Source organism: Paraplanobispora siamensis (assembly GCF_016863175.1).
Lineage (GTDB): Bacteria > Actinomycetota > Actinomycetes > Streptosporangiales > Streptosporangiaceae > Planobispora > Planobispora siamensis.
Genome location: NZ_BOOJ01000024.1, coordinates 114,675 through 134,207, shown reverse-complemented (window position 1 = coordinate 134,207; position 19,533 = coordinate 114,675). Strand labels below are relative to the sequence as shown.

14 protein-coding genes are annotated in these 19,533 nt (G+C 72.0%); 8 read left to right on the top strand and 6 right to left on the bottom strand.

Going from position 1 to position 19,533, the window contains the following annotated elements; all coding sequences use genetic code 11:
* Nucleotides 1-93: 93 nt before the first annotated feature.
* From Psi01_RS43305 to hutI, 3 genes are all read right to left on the bottom strand, one after another.
* The gene (locus Psi01_RS43305; RefSeq protein WP_239127610.1) at nucleotides 94-678 is read right to left on the bottom strand and encodes a ComEA family DNA-binding protein; all 585 of its coding nucleotides are present in this window, start codon (nucleotides 676-678) and stop codon (nucleotides 94-96) included.
* A gap of 1,015 nt (nucleotides 679-1,693) precedes the next feature.
* Nucleotides 1,694-2,545 (bottom strand): DegV family protein, encoded by an 852-nt coding sequence (locus tag Psi01_RS13620; RefSeq protein WP_204064354.1) that lies wholly within the window; start codon nucleotides 2,543-2,545, stop codon nucleotides 1,694-1,696.
* 60 nt (nucleotides 2,546-2,605) lie between these two features.
* On the bottom strand, nucleotides 2,606-3,814 hold the full coding sequence (gene hutI / locus Psi01_RS13615) for an imidazolonepropionase (protein WP_203873069.1): 1,209 nt from the start codon (nucleotides 3,812-3,814) through the stop codon (nucleotides 2,606-2,608).
* Nucleotides 3,815-4,570: 756 nt separating this feature from the next.
* Here hutI and Psi01_RS13610 point away from each other — a divergent pair.
* Genes Psi01_RS13610 through Psi01_RS13585 form a run of 6 tightly spaced genes read left to right on the top strand, consistent with a single transcriptional unit; the run spans nucleotide 4,571 to nucleotide 10,489 of the window.
* Complete coding sequence (locus tag Psi01_RS13610) at nucleotides 4,571-5,449, top strand: STAS domain-containing protein (protein ID WP_204064353.1); 879 nt, start codon at nucleotides 4,571-4,573, stop codon at nucleotides 5,447-5,449.
* Nucleotides 5,449-5,829 (top strand): STAS domain-containing protein, encoded by a 381-nt coding sequence (locus tag Psi01_RS13605; RefSeq protein ID WP_204064352.1) that lies wholly within the window; start codon nucleotides 5,449-5,451, stop codon nucleotides 5,827-5,829. The genes Psi01_RS13610 and Psi01_RS13605 overlap by 1 nt, the downstream gene beginning before the upstream one ends.
* Complete coding sequence (locus Psi01_RS13600; RefSeq protein WP_204064351.1) at nucleotides 5,826-6,233, top strand: anti-sigma regulatory factor; 408 nt, start codon at nucleotides 5,826-5,828, stop codon at nucleotides 6,231-6,233. The genes Psi01_RS13605 and Psi01_RS13600 overlap by 4 nt, the downstream gene beginning before the upstream one ends.
* The gene (locus Psi01_RS13595) at nucleotides 6,221-7,234 is read left to right on the top strand and encodes a SpoIIE family protein phosphatase (protein ID WP_204064350.1); all 1,014 of its coding nucleotides are present in this window, start codon (nucleotides 6,221-6,223) and stop codon (nucleotides 7,232-7,234) included. Before Psi01_RS13600 ends, Psi01_RS13595 begins: the two co-directional genes overlap by 13 nt.
* Nucleotides 7,231-8,910: an ATP-binding protein gene (locus Psi01_RS13590; protein ID WP_204064349.1), complete on the top strand. Its 1,680-nt coding sequence runs from the start codon at nucleotides 7,231-7,233 to the stop codon at nucleotides 8,908-8,910. The genes Psi01_RS13595 and Psi01_RS13590 overlap by 4 nt, the downstream gene beginning before the upstream one ends.
* Complete coding sequence (locus Psi01_RS13585; protein ID WP_204064348.1) at nucleotides 8,903-10,489, top strand: fused response regulator/phosphatase; 1,587 nt, start codon at nucleotides 8,903-8,905, stop codon at nucleotides 10,487-10,489. Before Psi01_RS13590 ends, Psi01_RS13585 begins: the two co-directional genes overlap by 8 nt.
* 133 nt (nucleotides 10,490-10,622) lie before the next feature.
* Here the strand turns inward: Psi01_RS13585 and hflX are convergent, their stop codons facing one another.
* Both hflX and Psi01_RS13575 read right to left on the bottom strand, forming a co-directional pair.
* Nucleotides 10,623-12,071 carry a GTPase HflX gene (gene hflX / locus Psi01_RS13580; protein WP_204064347.1) on the bottom strand — a complete coding sequence of 483 codons (1,449 nt, stop codon included), beginning with the start codon at nucleotides 12,069-12,071 and terminating at the stop codon, nucleotides 10,623-10,625.
* 117 nt (nucleotides 12,072-12,188) lie between these two features.
* A complete protein-coding gene (locus Psi01_RS13575; RefSeq protein ID WP_204064346.1) occupies nucleotides 12,189-15,491 on the bottom strand; it encodes an ATP-binding protein in 3,303 nt (1,100 codons plus the stop codon).
* A gap of 87 nt (nucleotides 15,492-15,578) precedes the next feature.
* Here Psi01_RS13575 and Psi01_RS13570 point away from each other — a divergent pair, with 87 nt between their 5' ends.
* A complete protein-coding gene (locus Psi01_RS13570) occupies nucleotides 15,579-16,940 on the top strand; it encodes an FAD-binding oxidoreductase (protein ID WP_204064345.1) in 1,362 nt (453 codons plus the stop codon).
* A gap of 69 nt (nucleotides 16,941-17,009) precedes the next feature.
* Here Psi01_RS13570 and Psi01_RS13565 read toward each other — a convergent pair whose 3' ends face one another.
* Nucleotides 17,010-17,702, bottom strand: coding sequence for a DUF4097 family beta strand repeat-containing protein (locus tag Psi01_RS13565; RefSeq protein WP_204064344.1), 693 nt, complete (start codon nucleotides 17,700-17,702; stop codon nucleotides 17,010-17,012).
* A 228-nt stretch (nucleotides 17,703-17,930) separates the two neighbouring features.
* Between Psi01_RS13565 and aceB the strand changes: the two genes are divergently transcribed.
* Nucleotides 17,931-19,517 (top strand): malate synthase A, encoded by a 1,587-nt coding sequence (gene aceB, locus Psi01_RS13560; protein WP_204064343.1) that lies wholly within the window; start codon nucleotides 17,931-17,933, stop codon nucleotides 19,515-19,517.
* Nucleotides 19,518-19,533 lie beyond the last annotated feature (16 nt).

The following is a 19,533-nucleotide window of genomic DNA, read 5'->3' as shown; positions in this document are numbered from 1 at the left end:
TGACCGACGGATCCAGGACGCGGCGCCGTACTCGATGAAGGGCTCGTGTCTGTGCGTCGAACTGCTCCCGGGTGGCGACGTAGGCGGACCCGGTCATACGCGGACCTTGTCTTTTATGTCGGCGTATTTTCTGTCGCCTATGCCGCTGACGTCCCTGAGCTGTTCGACACGCTGGAAACCTCCGTGGCTGTCGCGGTATTCGGTGATGCGGCGGGCGAGCACCTCGCCGACGCCGGGCAGCTGCTCCAGTTGCTCCGGGGTGGCGGTGTTGAGGTCGAGGACGGCGGCCGGGTCGACGGAAGGACCGGTGGTGGAGGGGACGGCGGGCGCGGCGTGGGCCGGGGAGCCTACGACGATCTGCTCGCCGTCGATGAGTCTGCGCGCGAGGTTGAGGGGGCCGGGAGCGGCTCCCTTGCGGACGCCTCCGGCCGCCTGCACGGCGTCGGTGACGCGGGACCCCTGAGGAAGGCTGACGACACCGGGTTTGCGGACCTTGCCGGTGACGTGGACGGTCACCTCGGTGGCCTGGGAAGGTCGCGGCCGTGTGGTGTCGACGACTCCGGCGGGAGAGGGACCGGAGATCGGCGGGGGTGGAGCGAGGGGCTCGGCCTGCGGACGGGACCACCAGGCGTAGATTCCGCCGACGATGGCCGCGGCCAGCGCGACCAGGACCAGCACTCGCACTCCCGGACGACCGGGGTCGAGCGCGGGCCCTCCCTTGAGGACGGCCGAACGGAGGGCCTCGAAGGAAGGCGGGACCGGAAGCGATCCCGCTCCGCCTCCGGGGAGTCCGGGACGGGCCGCAGTCCGATCATCGAGGGCTCCGGCACGCACCCCGGCCTCACGGCCGGGAACTCCGGCGTGGATCCCACCCTCATCGCCGGGGAACCCGGCACGGATCCCGTCCTCATCACCCGAGAACCCGGCACGGACTCCGCCTTCGTCACCGGGGAAGCCGGGACGGCTTTCAGGCCGGCCGTCGAGGAGTCCGGCGCGCATCTCGGGTCCGCCGGACGGGAGCCCGCTCTCACGGCCGTCGTGGTCATGTCCCGGAGACCTGGCATGGTTGTCAAAATCGACAGGGCCGTGACCAGGCATCTTGTCCCAGCTCTCCGGACCGCGGCCACGGCCGCCGACTCCGTCAGGGGTCCGGAGGCGCGGGAAGGCGTCGAAAGCGTCCGGCCCGGCGAAGCCGGGACCTGACGCCGTCAGTGACCGCACCCGCGCTTCGGCGCGAAAGCGCTCGGTGGCCTGATCTGTGGTCCGCACGGCAGCACGTTATGGAGAACCTCACCGGTGGATCTCGGCCGAATCCCGCTCTGGGGATAACCATCCGAAGAGGTCGTCCGCTGTGGACGACCTGCCGCTGAAGTACCGGTCCGGGCTCATCGGGGTGCTCGCCGTACAGCGGGGCCGGGAACGTACGCATCACGCCTCGCCGTACCGGCGCTTCAGTCGCTCGGGGAAGGCCTGATCACCGAGAAGGCGCACGCTCTGAGGGGTTCACGGAAACAGGCGCAGACTACGCGGAAACCGGCGCCCGACGAGGGGGCCGGCCGCCGCGAAGACGACGTGACGCCTCAGCACCGGGCCGGGGGCTCGCCCTACCGGCGCCGCGATCCCCCGGGGAAGGTCTGACCATCGAGGAGGCGCCGTGCCCGGGGGCCGTGGGAGCGGGCGCACGAAGGGGGTCTCAGGGGGAGGTCGGGGAGACCGTTACGCCCAGCATGCCGGGGCCTACGTGGGCGCCGATGACCGCGCCTGCTTCGACCACGATGATGCGGGACGAGGCGGGCAGGCGCTGGGAGAGGCGTTCGGCCAGGGAGTCGGCGCGGGAGCGGGCGGAGATGTGCTGGACGGCGATGTCGACCGGGCGGTCGCCCGCGGCCTGGACGGCGAGGTCCTCCAGGCGGGAGATGGCGCGGGTGGCGGTGCGGACCTTCTCGAGGGGGGAGATCGTGCCCTCGGTGATGTGGAGCAGCGGTTTGATCATCAGGGCGGATCCGAGCAGGGTGGCCGCCGCGCCGATGCGTCCTCCCCTGCGGAGGTATTCGAGGGTGTCGACGTAGAAGAAGTCGCGGGTGCCCTCCATCCGGCGGCGGGCCACGGCCGCCGCCTCGGCGAGGGAGGCGCCCTTGGCCGCGGCCTCTGCGGCGGCCAGGACGGGGAAGCCGAGGCCCATGGCGATCGACCTGCTGTCGATGACCTCCACCGGGATCGGCGCGTCCGCGGCGCCGTTCCTGGCCGCCTCGACCGTGCCCGACATCTCTCCCGACAGGTGGATGGAGACCACCCCCTGCGCGCCCCGGGCCGCCGCCTCGCTGTAGGCGTCCGCGAACCGCTGGGGCGCGGGCCTGGAGGTCGTCACCGGGGTCCACTCCTTGAGGGCCTCGGCCATCTCCGCGCCGCCGATCTGCGCGACGTCGTCCAGCGGCCTGCCGCCGACGATCACTTGGAGCGGCACCACGGTGATCCCCAGCCGGAGGACCTCCTCCTGCGGGAGGTATGCGGTGGAGTCGGTGACGACGGCGACCGATGACGACATATCCAGAGACTATCCAGGGGAGATCACACAGCCGGGGGCGGAGCGTGTTCCGTGCCGGGACTACTGGACGGGGGTGCCGCCGCGCCAGACGCGGCGGGGCTTGAGGCCGAAGGCCCAGGCGAAGGCGCCCTCGTGGTCGGCGTCCCACTGGACGATGTCGGCCAGCCGGCCGGGGGCCAGGACGCCCCGGTCGGGCGCGCCCAGGACGGTGGCGCCGCCGAGGGTGGCTGCGCGCAGCGCGTCTCCGACGCTCATGCCGAAGGCCGCCACGGCGAGGCTGATGACCAGGGACATCGAGGTGATGCCGCAGTGGCCGGGGTTGTGGTCGCTGCCGAGGGCCACCGTGACGCCCTGGGCGAGCATCCGGCGCACCGGCGGCAGGCTGCCGCGCTGGAGGGCGGTGCCGGGGCAGACCACGGCGGGGACGCCGTAGCGGGCCAGGACCGCGATGTCCTCGTCGGAGGTGTGGTGGAGCAGGTCGGCCGAGGCGCAGCCGAGTTCCGCGGCGAGCTGTACGGCGCCGCGGCGGCTGAAGGCGCCGGCGTGGACGCGGGGAAGCAGGCCGACGTTGCGGCCGGAGGCCAGGACCCACCGGGCCTCGTCGGTGGTGAAGTGACCCTCGTCGCAGTAGACGTCGACGCTGTCGGCACCGGCCGCCGCGGCGTCGGCGCACCAGGCGCCCACGGCCTCGACGTAGTCGCGCTGGCGCCCGAAGTATTCCGGCGGGACGACGTGGGCGGCCAGGAAGGTCACGTGCACGCGCGGCATCATCGGCTCTTTCTCGAGCTCGCGCAGCAGGCGCACGTCGGCGAGTTCGCCGTCGCGGGTCAGGTGGTAGCCGGTCTTGGCCTCCACCGTGGTGGTGCCGCTGAGCAGCCAGTCGCGCAGGCGCTCGCGGACCCCGTTGCAGAGGGTCCAGGGGTCGGTGCCCCGGGTCACCGTGACGGTGGAGCCGACGCCTCCGCCGGCCGCGGTGATCGCGGACGGGGTGGAGCCGCCCGAACGCATGGCCATCTCGGCGTAGCGGTTGCCGGCGTAGACCGGATGGGTGTGGGCGTCGATCAGCCCGGGCGTGACCAGGGCGCCGCCCAGGTTCTCGACGTGGTCCACGTCGACGATGTCGTCCACCACACCGGGCACGCTCTGCGGCAGGTCGGCGGCGCGGCCGACCCAGGCGATGCGGTCGTTGTGCACGAGGATCGCGGCGTTACTGCACACGTCGTTGCCGGTCCACAGCCGGCCGATGTTGGTCAGGAGGCGGACCGTCATCGCATCACCGCCTTGCGCGCAGGGACGGGCGTCGGAGCCGGAACCCCGGACGGGCTCGATGCGGTGGCCCGGCCGGTGCCGGGCACCACGCCCGCCGGATCCACTCCGAGTCCGGACGACATTGGGGTCTCCTGCTCTCAGCCGCTATATGTGCGGCGACAGTAGCGCCGGGGGCATGATCCGGCGGTTTCAGTTCAGTTACGTTATTTCACAGGTCGGCCCGCTGTACAGGCTAATTGGGAAGAACGCCGCTTCACCACAGTCACGTCCGGTTCACCGGCTTCGCCCGCATATAGAGCCCCAAGAGTGTTTCCACAGCTCAGGCCACTCTTTTCTCACCTGCAACATCAGGAGCCAGACAGACCAGCGCCATAACGTCTCGTTAGATTTGCCCCATGGTAGCAATCCAAACCTTGACCGGCCAGTGTCCGTTTTGTGGTTGTTCGTACGGTTTTTAGGGTTTACAGTTCCCCTCGAAACCGCCCCGGGATGCAAGTCCGACGATTGAATGCGACTTGAGAATCAACATAATCTGATTAATCGCCACCCGGCCGCTTCCGCCGACCGCCACCCGGCCATCCCCGTCGGCCGCCGCGTCACTCCCGCCGAGCGCCCGCCGGTTGCCCGCCGGTCGCCGCGCGGCCACTCCCGCCGATTCTCGCCGCACCGCCCCCACCCTGTCCGGTGATCCCCGCAATCATCGCGACACCGGACATCCCCTGTAGCCTGTCGGGCGAGCCACCACAAGGCGCACGCATGGGAGCGATCTTGACCGTCCAGTCCGACGCCGGCCGGCGCCGTATCGAAGAACTTCTGCAGCAGCATGAGGAACACGTCCTCAAGCGCTGGCTTGAGATAGCCGCGACCACGCCCGGCGGCCACGCCGACCGCGGCGACATGACCGTCCGGCTCACCGAGATCTACCAGGCCCTGCGGCAGTCGTTCATCGGTTCCGGGGACACCAGCGACCTGCGCGGGCTGCTGGCCGAGCTGTCCCGTTCCCGCGCCCGCCAGGGGTTCGCGCCCACCGAGACCGCCAACGTGGTCTTCGGCCTCAAGCAGGCCGTCTTCGAGCTCATCGAGGGCGACGGGGACACCGAGGCGCTGAAGGGCTTCGTCTGGTTCTCCCGGACGATCGACGACCTCGGTCTCTTCACGTTCGAGAGCTACGCAACGGCCAGAGAGAAGATCATCCTCGACCAGGCCGAGCAGCTCCTGGAGCTGTCGACCCCGGTCGTCAAGCTCTGGGAGGGCATCGTCGCGGTGCCGCTGATCGGCACGCTCGACTCGGCCAGGACCCAGGTCGTGATGGAGAAGCTGCTGCAGACCCTGGTGGAGACCGGCTCGGAGCACGCGGTGATCGACATCACCGGCGTGCCCGCGGTCGACACCCAGGTCGCCCAGCACCTGCTCAAGACCGTGGTGGCCGCGCGCCTGATGGGCGCGGAGTGCGTGATCTCCGGCATCCGCCCGCAGATCGCCCACACCATCGTCACCCTGGGCATCGAGTTCGGCGACATCGTCACCAAGGCCTCGCTGTCCGACGCCCTCGCCTACATGCTGCGCCAGAGCGGCGTCCAGGTGGTCAAGGGTCGCGGCACCCGCGTCACCGTACGGACCGAGGAGGGCGACTGATGGACCGCGTGCCGATCCTCAAACTCGGTGACATCCTCATCGTCTCCATCCAGATCGACCTGGAGGACCAGTCCGTGCTGGCGCTCCAGGAGGACCTGGCGGACAAGATCGTCGATACCGGAGCGCGGGGAGTGATCATCGACATCACCGCCGTCGAGATCGTCGACTCCTTCATCGGCCGCATGTTCGCGACCATCGCCTCCATCTCCCGCATGCTCGACGCCGAGACGGTCGTGGTGGGCATGCGCCCGGCGGTCGCGATCACCCTGGTGGAGCTGGGCCTGTCGCTCGGCGGTGTGCGCACGGCGCTCAATCTCGAGAAGGGCGTCGCCCTGCTCAACCATCTCGACGGCGCGCAGATCGCCGCGGCCCCGCGATGACGTCCCCTGACGAGCAGCTCCTGCCCATCAACAGCAACGGTGACGTCGTCCTGGTCCGCCAGCAGGTCAGGGCCGTCGCCATCCAGGCCGGCCTGTCTCTGGTGGACCAGACGAAGGTCGTCACCGCGGCCAGCGAGCTGGCCCGCAACGCGCTGGTCTACGCGGGAGGCGGGCAGGTCAAGATCGAGATCGTGCGCAACGGCGCGCGGTCCGGTCTGCGCCTGACCTTCAGCGACGACGGCCCCGGCATCCCGGACATCGAGCAGGCCCTCACCGACGGGTGGACCACCGGCGGTGGTCTCGGTCTCGGCCTGAGCGGCTCGCGGCGGCTGGTCGACGAGTTCGACCTGCAGTCGGCTCCCGGAAAGGGCACGCTGGTCACGGTGACTAAATGGAGCAGGTGATCCGCTCCCGCAACGACGTCTGGGTCCGCGCAGAGGACGCCAGCGTGATCGGCTCCCTGCGCCACTCGGCCACCGCGCTCGCCCAGGCGCGCGGGTTCTCCGAAAAGGAGATCGGCCGGATGGCCGTCGCGGTGAGCGAGGCGGCGTCGAACCTGGTCAAGCATGCCGTCGAAGGGGTCATGCTGATCCGGCCGCATCCTGAGCTGGACTCCGCCGTCGAGGTCATCGCGCTGGACCGCGGACCGGGCATGCAGAACGTCTCCCGGGCGCTGCGCGACGGTTACTCGACCGCCGGCACGCTGGGCATCGGGCTGGGCGGCATCGCGCGCATGGCCGACGGGTGCGACATCCACTCCCTGCCGGGCCGCGGCACGGTGATCGCCCTGCACTTCGTCGCGCGCCACGCCCCCAGCCCCCCCTCCCTGGTGAGCGGGCTGACCCGCCCCATCGGCGAGGAGATCGTCTGCGGCGACGCGTTCGCGGTCGCCGGGACCGGCGCCACGACCACCGTGATGCTGTGTGACGGGCTCGGCCACGGCGAGGCCGCGGCCCACGCCTCGAACGAGGCGGTGCGGGTGTTCACCGAGAACCCCGGCCTCGCGCCGGCCGCCGCGCTGGAGCGGATCCACCGGCGCCTGTCCGGCACCCGGGGCGGCGCGGTCGCCGTGGCCACGGTGGATCGGCAGAGCCGTACGGTGACCTTCGCCGGACTCGGCAACATCTCGGGATGGATCGTCCACCCGGACGGCCGCCAGGGGATGGTCTCGGTCCCGGGCATCGCGGGGAGCCGGGCCCCGAGCGCCTTCCGGCAGTATGAGTACGCCCTGCCGCCGCACAGTATGGCGGTCCTGCACTCCGACGGGCTCTCCGAGCGCTGGAACATCGTCTCCTATCCGGGGCTGGTGACGCGTCCCCCCTCCGTACTCGCCGCGACGTTGCTGCGCGACGCGGGGACCCGCAGGGACGACGCCTGCGTGGTGACTGTGAGGGCGGAGACATGACCGGTGAACGGCTGATCCGCGTCCGCCTCGCCGACGACCAGGACGTGTTCACCATGCGCCGGATGGGGCGCGAGGTGGCGGAGGCGGCCGGGCTGGCGGGGCCGGACCAGATCCGGGTGGCCACGGCGCTGAGTGAGATCGGCAGAGAGCTTCTCTCCCAGGGGATCGGCGCCTCGGCCGCCTTCCTCCTCGACCACGACAACCTGGTCGTCGACATCCGCTTCCCCGCGGACTCCGGTTTCCTGCCCGCCGACGGCGCGGCGCTGGCCGGTCGCCTGGTGGACATGATCGACTGCGTCCCGGACGAGGGCCGCATCAGCATGCTCAAGCGGCTGCCGACCGGCCTGCGCGGCGCCTCCGCCGAGGAGGTCCGCGCCAAGGTCTCCCGGCTGGCCCCGGTGACCGCGATGGAGGAGCTCAAGCGGCAGAACCAGGAGCTCGCCGAGACCCTGGAGGAGGTGATGCAGCTCAACACGGAGCTGCAGGAGACCAACCAGGGCGTGCTGGCCCTGTACAACCAGCTCTCGGCCGAGCTGGAGGAGACCAACCGCGGCGTAGTGGCGCTCTACGCGGAGCTGGATGAGAAGTCCAACCAGCTCAGGAGGATGAGCGACACCAGGAACAGGTTCTGGAACACGGTCAGCCACGAGCTGCGCACCCCGCTCAACTCGATCATCGGCCTGGTCCGCCTCCTGGTCGGCCCCGGCGGGGAGCCGCTGGGCGCGGAGCAGCTCCACCAGGTCCAGCTCATCGGAGCCTCGGCCGAGACGCTCCTGGCGCTGGTGAGCGAGCTGCTCGACATGGCCAAGGCCGAGTCGGGACGGCTGGACCCGCAACCGTCCCGGGTGGATCTGATCGCCCTGTCCGAGCGGCTGGGGATGACCCTGCGGCCCACCAGCGGGATGGAGCAGGTCACGCTGTCGGTCCAGGTGGCGGAGCACGCCGCCGAGATGGTCGTCGACGAGGGGATGCTCACCAAGATCCTGCGCAACCTCCTGTCCAACGCCCTGAAGTTCACCGAAGAGGGCGAGGTCAGGCTGGAGGTGGCCACCGACGGGGCCACCGACGAGGTGGTCTTCACGGTGACCGACACCGGGATCGGCATCCCCGAGGAGCACCTGGAGAGCGTCTTCGAGGAGTTCTATCAGGTGCCGGGGCCGATCCAGGCGCGCGCGAAGGGCACCGGTCTCGGCCTGCCGTACGCCCGCCGCCTGGCCGAGGCGATGGACGGCACCCTCCAGCTGTCCGCCACGCCGTCCGGGGGCACCACGGCCGTCCTGCGCCTGCCGCAGCGGCACGCCGGTCCGCCGGTGGTGAGCCGGCTGCTCGTCGCCGACGACGACGAGAAGTTCCGGGCCACCGTACGCCGCATGCTCAGCGGTTTCGCCGCCCGGATCGACGAGGCGCCCGACGGGCTGACCGCGCTGGAGCTGATGGCCGCCGACCCTCCCGACGTCGTCCTGGTGGACCTGCTGATGCCGCGGATGGACGGGGCGACCCTGTTGCTGCGGATGGCCGAGGACGAACGGCTGCGCGCCGTCCCCGCCATCGTCGTCACCGTCGTGACCTCCCACCAGTATCCGCAGACGGCACGAGCGGTGGTCTCCAAGCACGACCTCCGCCGTGACATCCTGCTGGAGACCGTACGGCACGCCTTGGAGCACGAGGGTGAATGAGACGACGGCGACGGTGCTCGTCGTGGACGACACGCCGACCAAGCTCTACATCCTGTCCAGCTGGCTGCGGCGCTCCGGCCACCGGGTCGTGGAGGCGACGGGCGGGCTGGAGGCGCTGACCAAGGTCAAGGAGCTCCGCCCCGACCTCGTCGTCCTGGACGTCAAGCTGCCCGACATCAGCGGCTACGAGGTCTGTGAGCAGATCAAGGCCGACCCCGTCACGTCCTCGATCCCGGTCGTCCAGATCTCCGGGGCGGCGATCACGCCCGGTGACCGCACCGAGGGCCTCGAACGGGGCGCGGACGCCTACCTGGCCGAGCCGGTCGAGCCGGACGAGTTCGCCGCGACGATCGAGGCCACCCTGCGCTACTACCGCGCGCGGCAGCGGGCCGAGCGGATGGCCGGGCGGATGGCCGCCCTCAACGAGGTCACCCTGGCCATGAACGCGGCCGACACCTTCGACGGGCTCCTGGCCACGGCCGTCGAGGGGACCTCCCGGATCCTCGGCCGGCACGCGGGCGCGCTGGCGCTCCCGCCGGACGGCCGGACCCGCAGGTACAACTCCATGCCCCCGGAGCACACCGCCGCGGCCAAGCCCGCCTCGCCCGACTCCCTGCCCGCGCTGAGCAAGCTGTTCCTGGACGACGCGCCGGGCACCCGGATCATCACGGTCGCGGCCTCCGACTGGCTGAAGCTGGTGCCCGGCTCGGACGTCACCGGGGACGTCTCGGCGACGGTCTCGCGCACCAAGCTGGGCCGCCCCGCCCTGTGCCTGGGGGTGCAGGCGGACCCGCCGATGGACGACGACGAGTTCACCGTCCTGCGCCAGCTCGGCCAGGCGCTGGCCCTGGCGGTGGACGCCCTGCGCGCCTACACCGAGGAGCACGCGATCGCGCTCACCCTGCAGCGCAGCCTGCTGCCGGCGCGCATCCCCCAGGTCCCCGGGCTGGAGATCTGCTGGCGCTACCAGCCGGCGGTGGACAACGTCGAGGTCGGCGGCGACTTCTACGAGGTCCTGCCGCTGGGCGAGCAGGTCCTCATCGCCATCGGTGACGTGCAGGGGCACTCCCTGCACGCCGCGACCGTGATGGCCGAGCTGCGCCACGCCCTGCGCGCCTCGCTCCTGGGCGCGGTCGACCTCGGCGCGTCCATGGCGCTGCTCAACGACGTTCTGCGGCGCTATCACCCCGGCATGACCGCCACGGTGTGCCTGATCCTGCTCGACCCGGTGACCGGGAAGATCGAGCTGGCCAACGCGGGGCACATCCCGCCGCTGCTGCTGGACGAGCCCGGCCAGGCCCGCTATCACGCCCTGGGCAACCTCCTGCTGGGCGTGAGCGAGACGGTCTACCGCGTCGACGAGCTGACGGTTCCGGCGGGAGGCGCGGTGCTGATGTTCACCGACGGGCTCATCGAGGACCGGGACAAGCTGCTCGACGAGAGCCTGGAGATCGCCCGGCGGCTCGCGGAGTCCGCCGGAGACGATCTGGAGGGGTTCTGCAACCGGCTGCTGGGCCAGTTCGGCGTCCGCGAGGACGACGTGGCCCTCGTCGTCTTCCGCCGCACGCCCGACGCCTGAAACCGCCGCACGCCCGGCTGCCGGAACCACCGCGCGCCCGGGAAACCCCCTGTCCCCAGAACGCGGGCAGGGACGGAACCGATGGGTTCCGCCCCTGCGGGGTCGTCGTTCTCCCGCGCCGTCGCGGCGCGGATCAGACGGTCTCGACCGGCTTGGCGGTCTTCTCCAGCTCGGCGTAGAGGCCGGGCAGGACCCTGGCGTGCAGGATCGTGCCGTCCCCGGTGTGCTCGACGCCCAGGACCTCACCCTCGCGGTGGGCCCGGGAGATCAGGTCGCCGCGGTCGTACGGCACCAGCATCCTGATCTCGCGGTCGAAGCGGGGAAGCTCCCGCTCGATCGCGGCGCGCAGCTCGTCGATCCCGGCGCCGGTGCGGGCCGAGACCACGACGGTGTTCCTCTCCCGCGCGGTCAGCTGGGCCAGCACCACCGGGTCGGCGGCGTCGGCCTTGTTGACGACCACGATCTCCGGGATGTCGTGCGCGCCCTCGATGTCGGCGAAGACCTCCCGCACGGCGGCCAGCTGCGACTCCGGGTCGGGGTGCGAGCCGTCGACCACGTGCAGGATCAGGTCGGCGTCGCCGACCTCCTCCAGCGTGGAGCGGAAGGCCTCGACGAGCTGGTGCGGCAGGTGCCGTACGAAGCCGACGGTATCGGCCAGCGTGTACAGGCGGCCCTCGGGCGTGTAGGCCCGGCGGACGGTCGGGTCGAGGGTGGCGAAGAGCGCGTCCTCGACCAGGACGCCCGCACCGGTCAGCCGGTTCAGCAGGGAGGACTTGCCGGCGTTGGTGTAACCGGCGATGGCCACGGCCGGGACCTCGCGCTCCATGCGCCGGGCGCGCTTGGTCTCCCTGGCCGTCGTCATGTCCGCGATCTGACGGCGCAGCTTGGCCATCCGCTCGCGGATCCGGCGGCGGTCCAGCTCGATCTTGGTCTCACCGGGGCCGCGGCCGCCGATGCCGACGCCGCCCGCGGCCCGTCCGCCGACCTGGCGGGACAGGTTGCCACCCCAGCCTCGCAGGCGCGGCAGCAGGTAGTTGAGCTGGGCCAGCTCGACCTGCGCCTTGCCCTCGCGGCTCTTGGCGTGCTGGGCGAAGATGTCGAGGATCAGCATGGTCCGGTCGATGACCTTGACCTTGACGACCTCCTCGAGCTGGCGCAGCTGGCCGGGGCTCAGCTCGCCGTCGCAGATCACGGTGTCGGCGCCGGTGGCCGCCACGATGTCGGCCAGTTCCTGGGCCTTGCCGGAACCGATGTAGGTGGCGGTGTCGGGCTGCTGACGGCGCTGGATCAGGCCCTCCAGCACCTGGGAGCCGGCGGTCTCGGCGAGGAGCTTGAGCTCCAGGAGGGAGTTCTCGGCGTCGATCGCCGTACCCGAGGTCCAGACGCCCACGAGGACGACCCGCTCAAGCCGCAGCTGGCGGTATTCGACCTCGGTGACGTCCTCGAGCTCGGTGGAGAGCCCCGCCACCCGGCGGAGCGCCCGGCGCTCGGCCAGCTCCATCTCGCCGATCTCGGGCAGATCGTCGAACTGGTCGAAGTCCAGCGGCTCACGAGTGTCTATGTCGTCGCTCCATTCGGTCATGTGGTTTACGGATGCCCCGAGGGGGTGCTTCACATGCGTCATCTCGTATAGAAGAACACCCGCGCGTCCCTGTGTCTTCCCTCGATCGTGCCACGGGCGTCCCGGGTTCTCATCTGGTTATCGGTCCGCCGTCAGCAAATCCGCCAGCTCCAGGCTCCGCCGTTCCCAGTGGGTCAGGCCCAGCCGCCGGTGGACCTCCACAGCCCGCCGCGCGTGCTCGGCCGCGGTCTCCGTACGGCCCAGCCGCGCGGCCAGCTCGGCCAGGATCATGTGGTGCGAGCCCCACCCGCAGATGCCCATCCCGCTGATGACGAGCTGGTCGGCGTACGGCAGCAGCCTGCGGTACATCGTCTCCGGGTCGGGGACGCCCAGCCGGGCGGCCACCAGGCCCCAGACGACGAGCAGGAGGTCGGCCGTCCAGTCGTCGCGGATCTCGGCGCCCCAGCGCCGGACCAGCTCCGCGGCCAGGTCCGGCTCACCTCCGTCCAGCGCCGCCAGCACGGCGATCGGCCGCAGCGGCACCGTCTCCAGGACCGTGGCCCGCTCGACGAGCTCGCCGAGGATCTCGGGGACGCGGCCCTGCTCGCGCGCGCAGGTGAACTCGGCGATCAGGCGGGGGAACTGCGGGCACCACAGGCTGGAGCCCTCCAGCAGCGCGGCGAAGCGGGCGGTCAGCGCCTCGGCGGCCGCCCAGTCGCCGTCGAGGGTGCGGCGGGCGGTCTCGGCGATGCGGACCATGGCCTCCAGCTCGGGACGGCCCAGCTCCCGCAGCAGGGACTCGCAGCGGGCCAGGTCCCGGTCCCACTCGGCCAGCTCGCCCGCGCGCAGCAGCGAGGCCATCCGCAGCACCCGGGCGATCAGCTCGGTGGCGCGGGGCAGGCCGGGCAGGGCCAGGATCTCCTCGGTGGCGGCCCGGCGCTCGGCGTCCCGCCAGGGCACCCAGGCCGTGATGCAGTAGTTGTTGAGCGTGGTCGCGGTCAGGACCGGGTCGCCGACCCGGCGCGCGAGCTCGACGCCCTCGCGTGCCAGGCGCTCTCCCTCCTCCCGGCGCGGCCCGTAGTACAGCTCCATGCCGAGAGCGCCGAGCAGCGCGGCGCGCCGGCGGTCCTCCAGCCCTCCGGCCAGCAGGTCCTCCAGCACCGCCACCATGCGCTCGTCCACCACGCCGTAGGGGCGCCAGTTCCAGACGCTCTGCTCGCCGGAGACGGTGACCGCGTCGATCAGGGCCTGCCTGTCCCCGATCCGCAGGGCCAGGTCCATGGCCTGCTCCAGGTCACGGCGGGCGCCCTCGGCGTCCCCCGCCGTACGGCGGGCCCGGGCCAGCTCGGTCAGCACCGCGCACCGCGCCGGGCCGTCGTCGGCGGGCAGCGCGCCGAGGGCCAGCTCCCACAGGTCCACGGCCTCGTCGTGGGCCAGCTGGGCGGTGGCCCTGCGCGCGGCGGCGCAGGCGTACTCGACCGCCTTGGCCCGGCCGCCGACCCGTACGGCCCTGCCGAAGTGGTGGGCCAGCTCGGCGGCCCGGGGGGACCCGTCCCCGGCCGGGAGCGTCTCCAGCGCCTGTCCCACCAGCAGATGGGTCCGGGCCGCCTCCACCCGGCTGAGCTGGGCGTACAGGGCGTCGCGTACGAGCGCGTGGGAGAAGCGGTAGTCCTCGGGGACCTCGACCAGCAGCCCGGTGGCCACCGCGGGCTCCAGCAGGGACATGACCTCCTCGGCGGGGGTGCCGGTGGCCGCGGCGAGCAGGTCCACGTCGACGTCGCGCCCGGCGACCGCGGCGACCCGCAGCAGCTCCCGGCTCTCCCCGGGCAGCCGGGCGACCCGGCGGCCGATGACGTCGCGCACGCCGGTGGGGACGGCGCCGGACAGGCTGTTCTCGCTCTCCAGCAGGCGCAGCAGCTCCCCCAGGTAGAAGGGGTTGCCGCCGCTGCGCTCGTGCAGGGCCCGGGCCAGTTCCGGACCGGTGTGCGGGGCACCGGTCGGCTCCGGGCCGACGCGCCGCACGCGCAGGTAGGCGGCCACGTCCTCGCCGGTGAACGGGCCCACCTCCAGGCGCTCGGTACGGTGCTCCCTGGCCAGCGCGCCGAGGGTCTCGCTCAGCTGCGCGGGGTGCTCCCCCGGCTCCGGGCGGAGCGTGGCCACGATGAGCACGGGGCAGCGGTCCAGCTCACCGGCGGCGAAGGCGAGCAGCCGCAGCGAGGAGACGTCGGCCCAGTGCAGGTCGTCGAGCACGAGCACCAGCGGCCCCGCCGCGGTCAGCGCGGCCAGGACCCGCTGGTACAGCTCGAACAGCTGCATGTCGGGACAGGCCACCGCGTCACCGGTGAGGATGCCGACCACCTCCGCGGCCTGCGGACCGGCGCCCCGCAGCGCCTGCGCCCACGGCCAGAACGCCGGGGCGGTGGCGGTGTCGACGCAGCGTCCCCACAGCGCCGTCATGCCCCGGGAGCGCGCCTCGTCGGCGGCGGCCTGGGCGAGCCGGGTCTTGCCGATCCCCGCCTCGCCCTCGATCAGCAGCACCCCTCCCGAGCCCCGGCGCAGCTCGGCCACCCGCGCGCTGATCCGCCCGAGCTGGCCCTCCCTGCCGATGAGCCGCTCCCCCGCCTCCGCGGGGCCGGCCGGGACCGCGGCCGCCGCCGCGCGCTCCGGGGCGGGGGCGGTCAGCCCGGGATCCTGGCCGAGCACGGCCTGCTCGAGACGGCGCAGGTCGGGGCCCGGGTCGAGGCCGAGCTCCGCGGCGAGCAGCTCCCGCGCCCTGCGCAGGGTGGCCAGCGCGTCGGCCTGCCGTCCCGACCGGTACAGCGCCAGCGCCAGCAGCCCCCACAGCCGCTCCCGGTACGGGTTGGCCTCGACGAGTTCCTCCAGGTCGGCGACGCACGTCCCGCTCTCGCCCAGCGCGAGCCGCGCCTCGAACCGATCCTCCTCGGCCGTGACGCGCAGCTCGGCCAGCCTGGCGATCACGGGCGCGGCGAACTCCTGGTCGGCGAACTCCACCAGCGGATCACCGCGCCAGACCTCCCTGGCCCGGTCGAGGATCCGCAGCGCCTGGCCGTACTCCTCGCGCACCAGGGCCCGGCGGCCCTCCTGCGCCCACGCCTCGAAACGGAACAGGTCGATCTGGCCCGGCGCCACCGCGAGCAGGTAGCCCGGCTCGCGGGTCAGCAGCAGCCGTGAGGGCGAGCGCGGCGGCCGGTCGGGCTCCAGGGCCCTGCGAAGATGGGAGATGTAGGCCTGGAGTGTCCCGGTCGCCCCGGAGGGCGCCTCACCCGCCCACAGCTCCTCCACCAGCCGGTCGAGCGAGACCACCCGGCCCGGCTCCAGGGCCAGCATCGCCAGGACCGCCCGCTGCTTGCGCGTGCCCAGCTCCACCGCCCGGCCCGCGTCGTCCACGACCTCTACCGGCCCGAACAGACGGATCTCCATCGCACCTCAAGTCGCAGCCAAACGAACCCCAAACCCCCCGCAAACGGCTTCGGCGAGCATCAGTTCGCAGACAACAGGGAGGACAGCATGAATATAGGCAGCGATCTCCGCCAGGTGGTACGCGGCCGGGTTCTCACGGCCGGCGACGAAGCATTCGACACCGCCCGGCTGCCGTGGAACCGGGCCGTCGAGCAGCCCGTGCTGGCGGTCGTGGAGGCCGAGGACGCCGACGACGTGGCCGCCGTGGTCCGGGCGGCCGGCCTGGCCGGGCTGAGCGTCAGCACCCAGCCCAGCGGGCACGGCGCCTCCGGCAACACCGACGGGACGATCCTGCTGCGCACCGGGCGGCTGCGCGGGGTGGAGGTACGGCCGGGCGAGCGGCTGGCCCGGGTGGGGGCGGGCGTCTCCTGGGGCGAGGTGCTCTCCGAGGCGGGCGGCCACGGGCTCACCGGCCTGGCGGGCAGCTCGCCGGCGACGGGGGTGGTCGGCTACACCCTGGGCGGAGGGGTGAGCTGGTTCGCCAGGAAGTACGGCTACGCGGCCAACAGCGTGCGCGCCTTCGACGTGGTGACCGCCGACGGGGCGCGGACCCGGGTGGACGCCGGGTCCGACCCGGAGCTGTTCTGGGCGCTGCGCGGCGGGGGCGGCGACTTCGCGGTGGTCACCGCCGTGGAGTTCGACCTGCATCCGGCGCCGAAGCTGTACGGCGGGCGGATCGTGTGGCCCGCCGACCGCGCCGCGGACGTCATGGCCGCCTTCCGGGAGACGGCCGCGGAGGCTCCCGAGGAGCTGACCGTGTGGTTCTCGCTCATGCAGTTCCCGCCGCTGCCCCAGGTCCCGCAGCCGCTGCGCGGCCTGTCCGCGGTGCTCGTGGACGTCGCCCACCTCGGTGAGGCCGATGAGGCGCAGGCGCTGCTGCGCCGGTTCGAGAAGATCGACGGCCGGGTCCTCGACACCCGGGGACCGCTGCCGGTGGCCGCCCTGGGGGACATCTGCGCCGAGCCGACCGACCCGGGTCCCGGAAGCATCCTGGCCCAGCTGCTCACCCGCTTCGACGACCAGGCCGCCGCGGCGGTGCTGGCCGAGGCGGCGGGTTCCGGCGGCGTGGCCCCGCTGGCCCTGGTGCAGGTGCGTCACCTGGGCGGGGCGCTGGCCCGGCCCGTGCCCGGAGCCGGCGCCTGCGGCCACGTCGAGGAGGAGTATCTCCTGAGCCTGCTGGGCGTGCCGTTCACGCCGGAGAGCGCGGCGGCCGTCGCCGAGCGGCAGCGGGAGATCTCCTCGGCGCTGGTGCCCTACACCAGCGGGCGCAAGCCGTTCACCAATCTGGGCCCGGGCGAGCGGGCCGCCGGCGCCTTCCCCGGCGACGTCCTGGCCCGCCTGCGCGACGTCAAGCGCCGCAGGGACCCGCTGGGCGTGCTGCGAAGCAACTATCCCGTGCTGGACGACTAGATCGCTCAGATCGCTCAGATCGCTGGATCGCGCTCCGGCGGTTCCCCGGCCGGGGGCCGCCGGGCGCGGTCACGAGCGCAGGACCTTGGCGTCGCCCGCGCCGGTCGAGACCTGGATGATCCTGGCGGACGACTGGTCGTTGGTGACCTCGACCGTCTCGTCGCCCGCGCCGGTGTCGGTGGTCACCTTGTAGGAGTTCTGCGGCAGCCGTACCGTGGCGTCGCCCGCGCCGGTCTCGATCTCGACCCGGTCCGGCACGCCGGCGAACTTGACCTCGACGTCGCCCGAGCCGGTGTCGGCGGTCAGGTTCTTGCCTCCCAGCCCGCTGGCGTCGATGTCACCGGACCCCGCGGTCGCGTCCACCTGCCCGGTCAGGGAGCGCAGCGTGATGTCGCCCGACCCGGTGTCCGCCCTGACCGTGACCCCCTTGGGGACCTCGACCTTGTAGTCGACGCTGCAGGCCCGCGCGAAACCGCCGCCGCAGTCGTACGTCAGCCGCAGGGTGTCCCCGCTCACCACGTGCTCGGTCTTGGGCTTGTCCCCGTTCCAGTGGACCGTCTCGGTGACCCTGATCCCCGTCCGGTCCGACTCGTTGACCACGATGTCCCCCGCGCCGGAGTCGACGGCGAGCGTCAGCACCTTCTCGGGCACGTCGTAGGAGGCGACGGACTGCTCGGTCGCGCCGAAGCCGTCGAACTGGCAGGCGGACAACAGCAGGGCCGAGCCCACGAACGCCCCCGCGACAAGAATGTTCCTCTTCATGGCCCCACGTCCTCGACTTCCGGGAGCTCCGCTCCCCTTCACGATCCGTCCGGCGTCCCCCGTGCGGAAGGGCGCCTCCACAACTGTGGCGGAGCGCCGCCTCCCCACCCATCCGGGAAGCCCCCGACCCTGCCCTGAGGGGCCCCTGCCTTTGACCCGTAGGTGACCATCCAGTAGCGTCAATTCCGCAATTCAGAAGAGATTTTCCACGATGCGGAAAGGAAGCTCATGGACGGCGTTGAGATCACCGGCACCTCCCAGGACCGGTTCGACGAGATCCTCACGCCGGAGGCGCTGGCCTTCGTGGCCGCCCTCCAGCGCGAGTTCGGCGCCCGGCGCCTCGAGCTGCTCCAGGCCAGGCAGGCACGGCAGGCGGAGCTGTCGGCCGGCGGCACCCTGGACTTCCTTCCCGAGACCAAGCACGTGCGCGAGTCCGAGTGGAAGGTCGCCCCGCCCGCGCCCGGCCTGGTGGACCGCCGGGTGGAGATCACCGGCCCGGTCGACCGGAAGATGACGATCAACGCCCTCAACTCCGGCGCCAAGGTCTGGCTGGCCGACTTCGAGGACGCCAACGCTCCCACCTGGGAGAACACCATCAGCGGCCAGCTCAACCTGCGGGACGCGCTGGACCGGACCATCGACTTCGAGACCGGCGGCAAGAGCTACACCCTCAAGCCCGACGAGGAGCTGGCCACCGTCGTGGTCCGCCCGCGCGGCTGGCACCTGGAGGAGAAGCACCTCGTCCTCGACGGCGCCCCGATGTCGGGCTCCCTCGTCGACTTCGGCCTCTACTTCTTCCACTGCGCCGCCCGGCAGCTCGCCAAGGGCAAGGGCCCCTACTTCTACCTGCCGAAGATGGAGTCGCACCTGGAGGCCCGCCTCTGGAACGACGTCTTCGTCCGGGCCCAGGAACTGCTCGGCATCCCGCAGGGCACCATCCGCGCGACCGTGCTGATCGAGACCTACCCGGCCGCCTTCGAGATGGAGGAGATCCTCTACGAGCTGCGCGACCACTCGGCCGGGCTCAACGCGGGCCGCTGGGACTACCTGTTCAGCGTGATCAAGAAGTTCCGCACCCGCGGCAAGGAGTTCCTGCTGCCCGAACGCAACGCGGTGACCATGACCGCGCCGTTCATGCGCGCCTACACCGAGCTGCTGGTGCGCACCTGCCACAAGCGCGGTGCGCACGCCATCGGCGGCATGGCCGCGTTCATCCCCTCCCGCCGCGACGCCGAGGTCAACAAGGTCGCGCTGGAGAAGGTCCGGGCCGACAAGACCCGCGAGTCCGGCGACGGGTTCGACGGCTCCTGGGTGGCCCACCCCGACCTGGTCCCGATCTGCCGCGAGGTCTTCGACGGCGTGCTCGGCGACAAGCCCAACCAGCTCGACCGGCTCCGAGAGGACGTCTCCGTCTCCGCCGCCGACCTGCTCGCGGTCTCCAAGACCCCCGGCGACATCACCGAGGCCGGCCTGCGCAACAACGTGGACGTGGCGCTGCGCTATCTCGCCGCCTGGATGGGCGGGCTGGGCGCGGTGGCGATCCACAACCTGATGGAGGACGCCGCCACCGCCGAGATCTCCCGCTCGCAGATCTGGCAGTGGATCCACAACGACATCCGGCTGGCCGACACCGGCGAGGTCGTCACCAGGGAACTCGTCGAGCGGATCATCGACGAGGAACTCGCCAAGATCAAGGCCGAACCCGGCTACGACGAGGCCCTCTACACCCAGGCCACCGCCCTGTTCAAGGAGGTCGCCCTGGACGACGACTTCGCCGAGTTCCTCACCCTGCCCGCCTACGCCCGCATGCCGTGACATGAGACAGACCGGA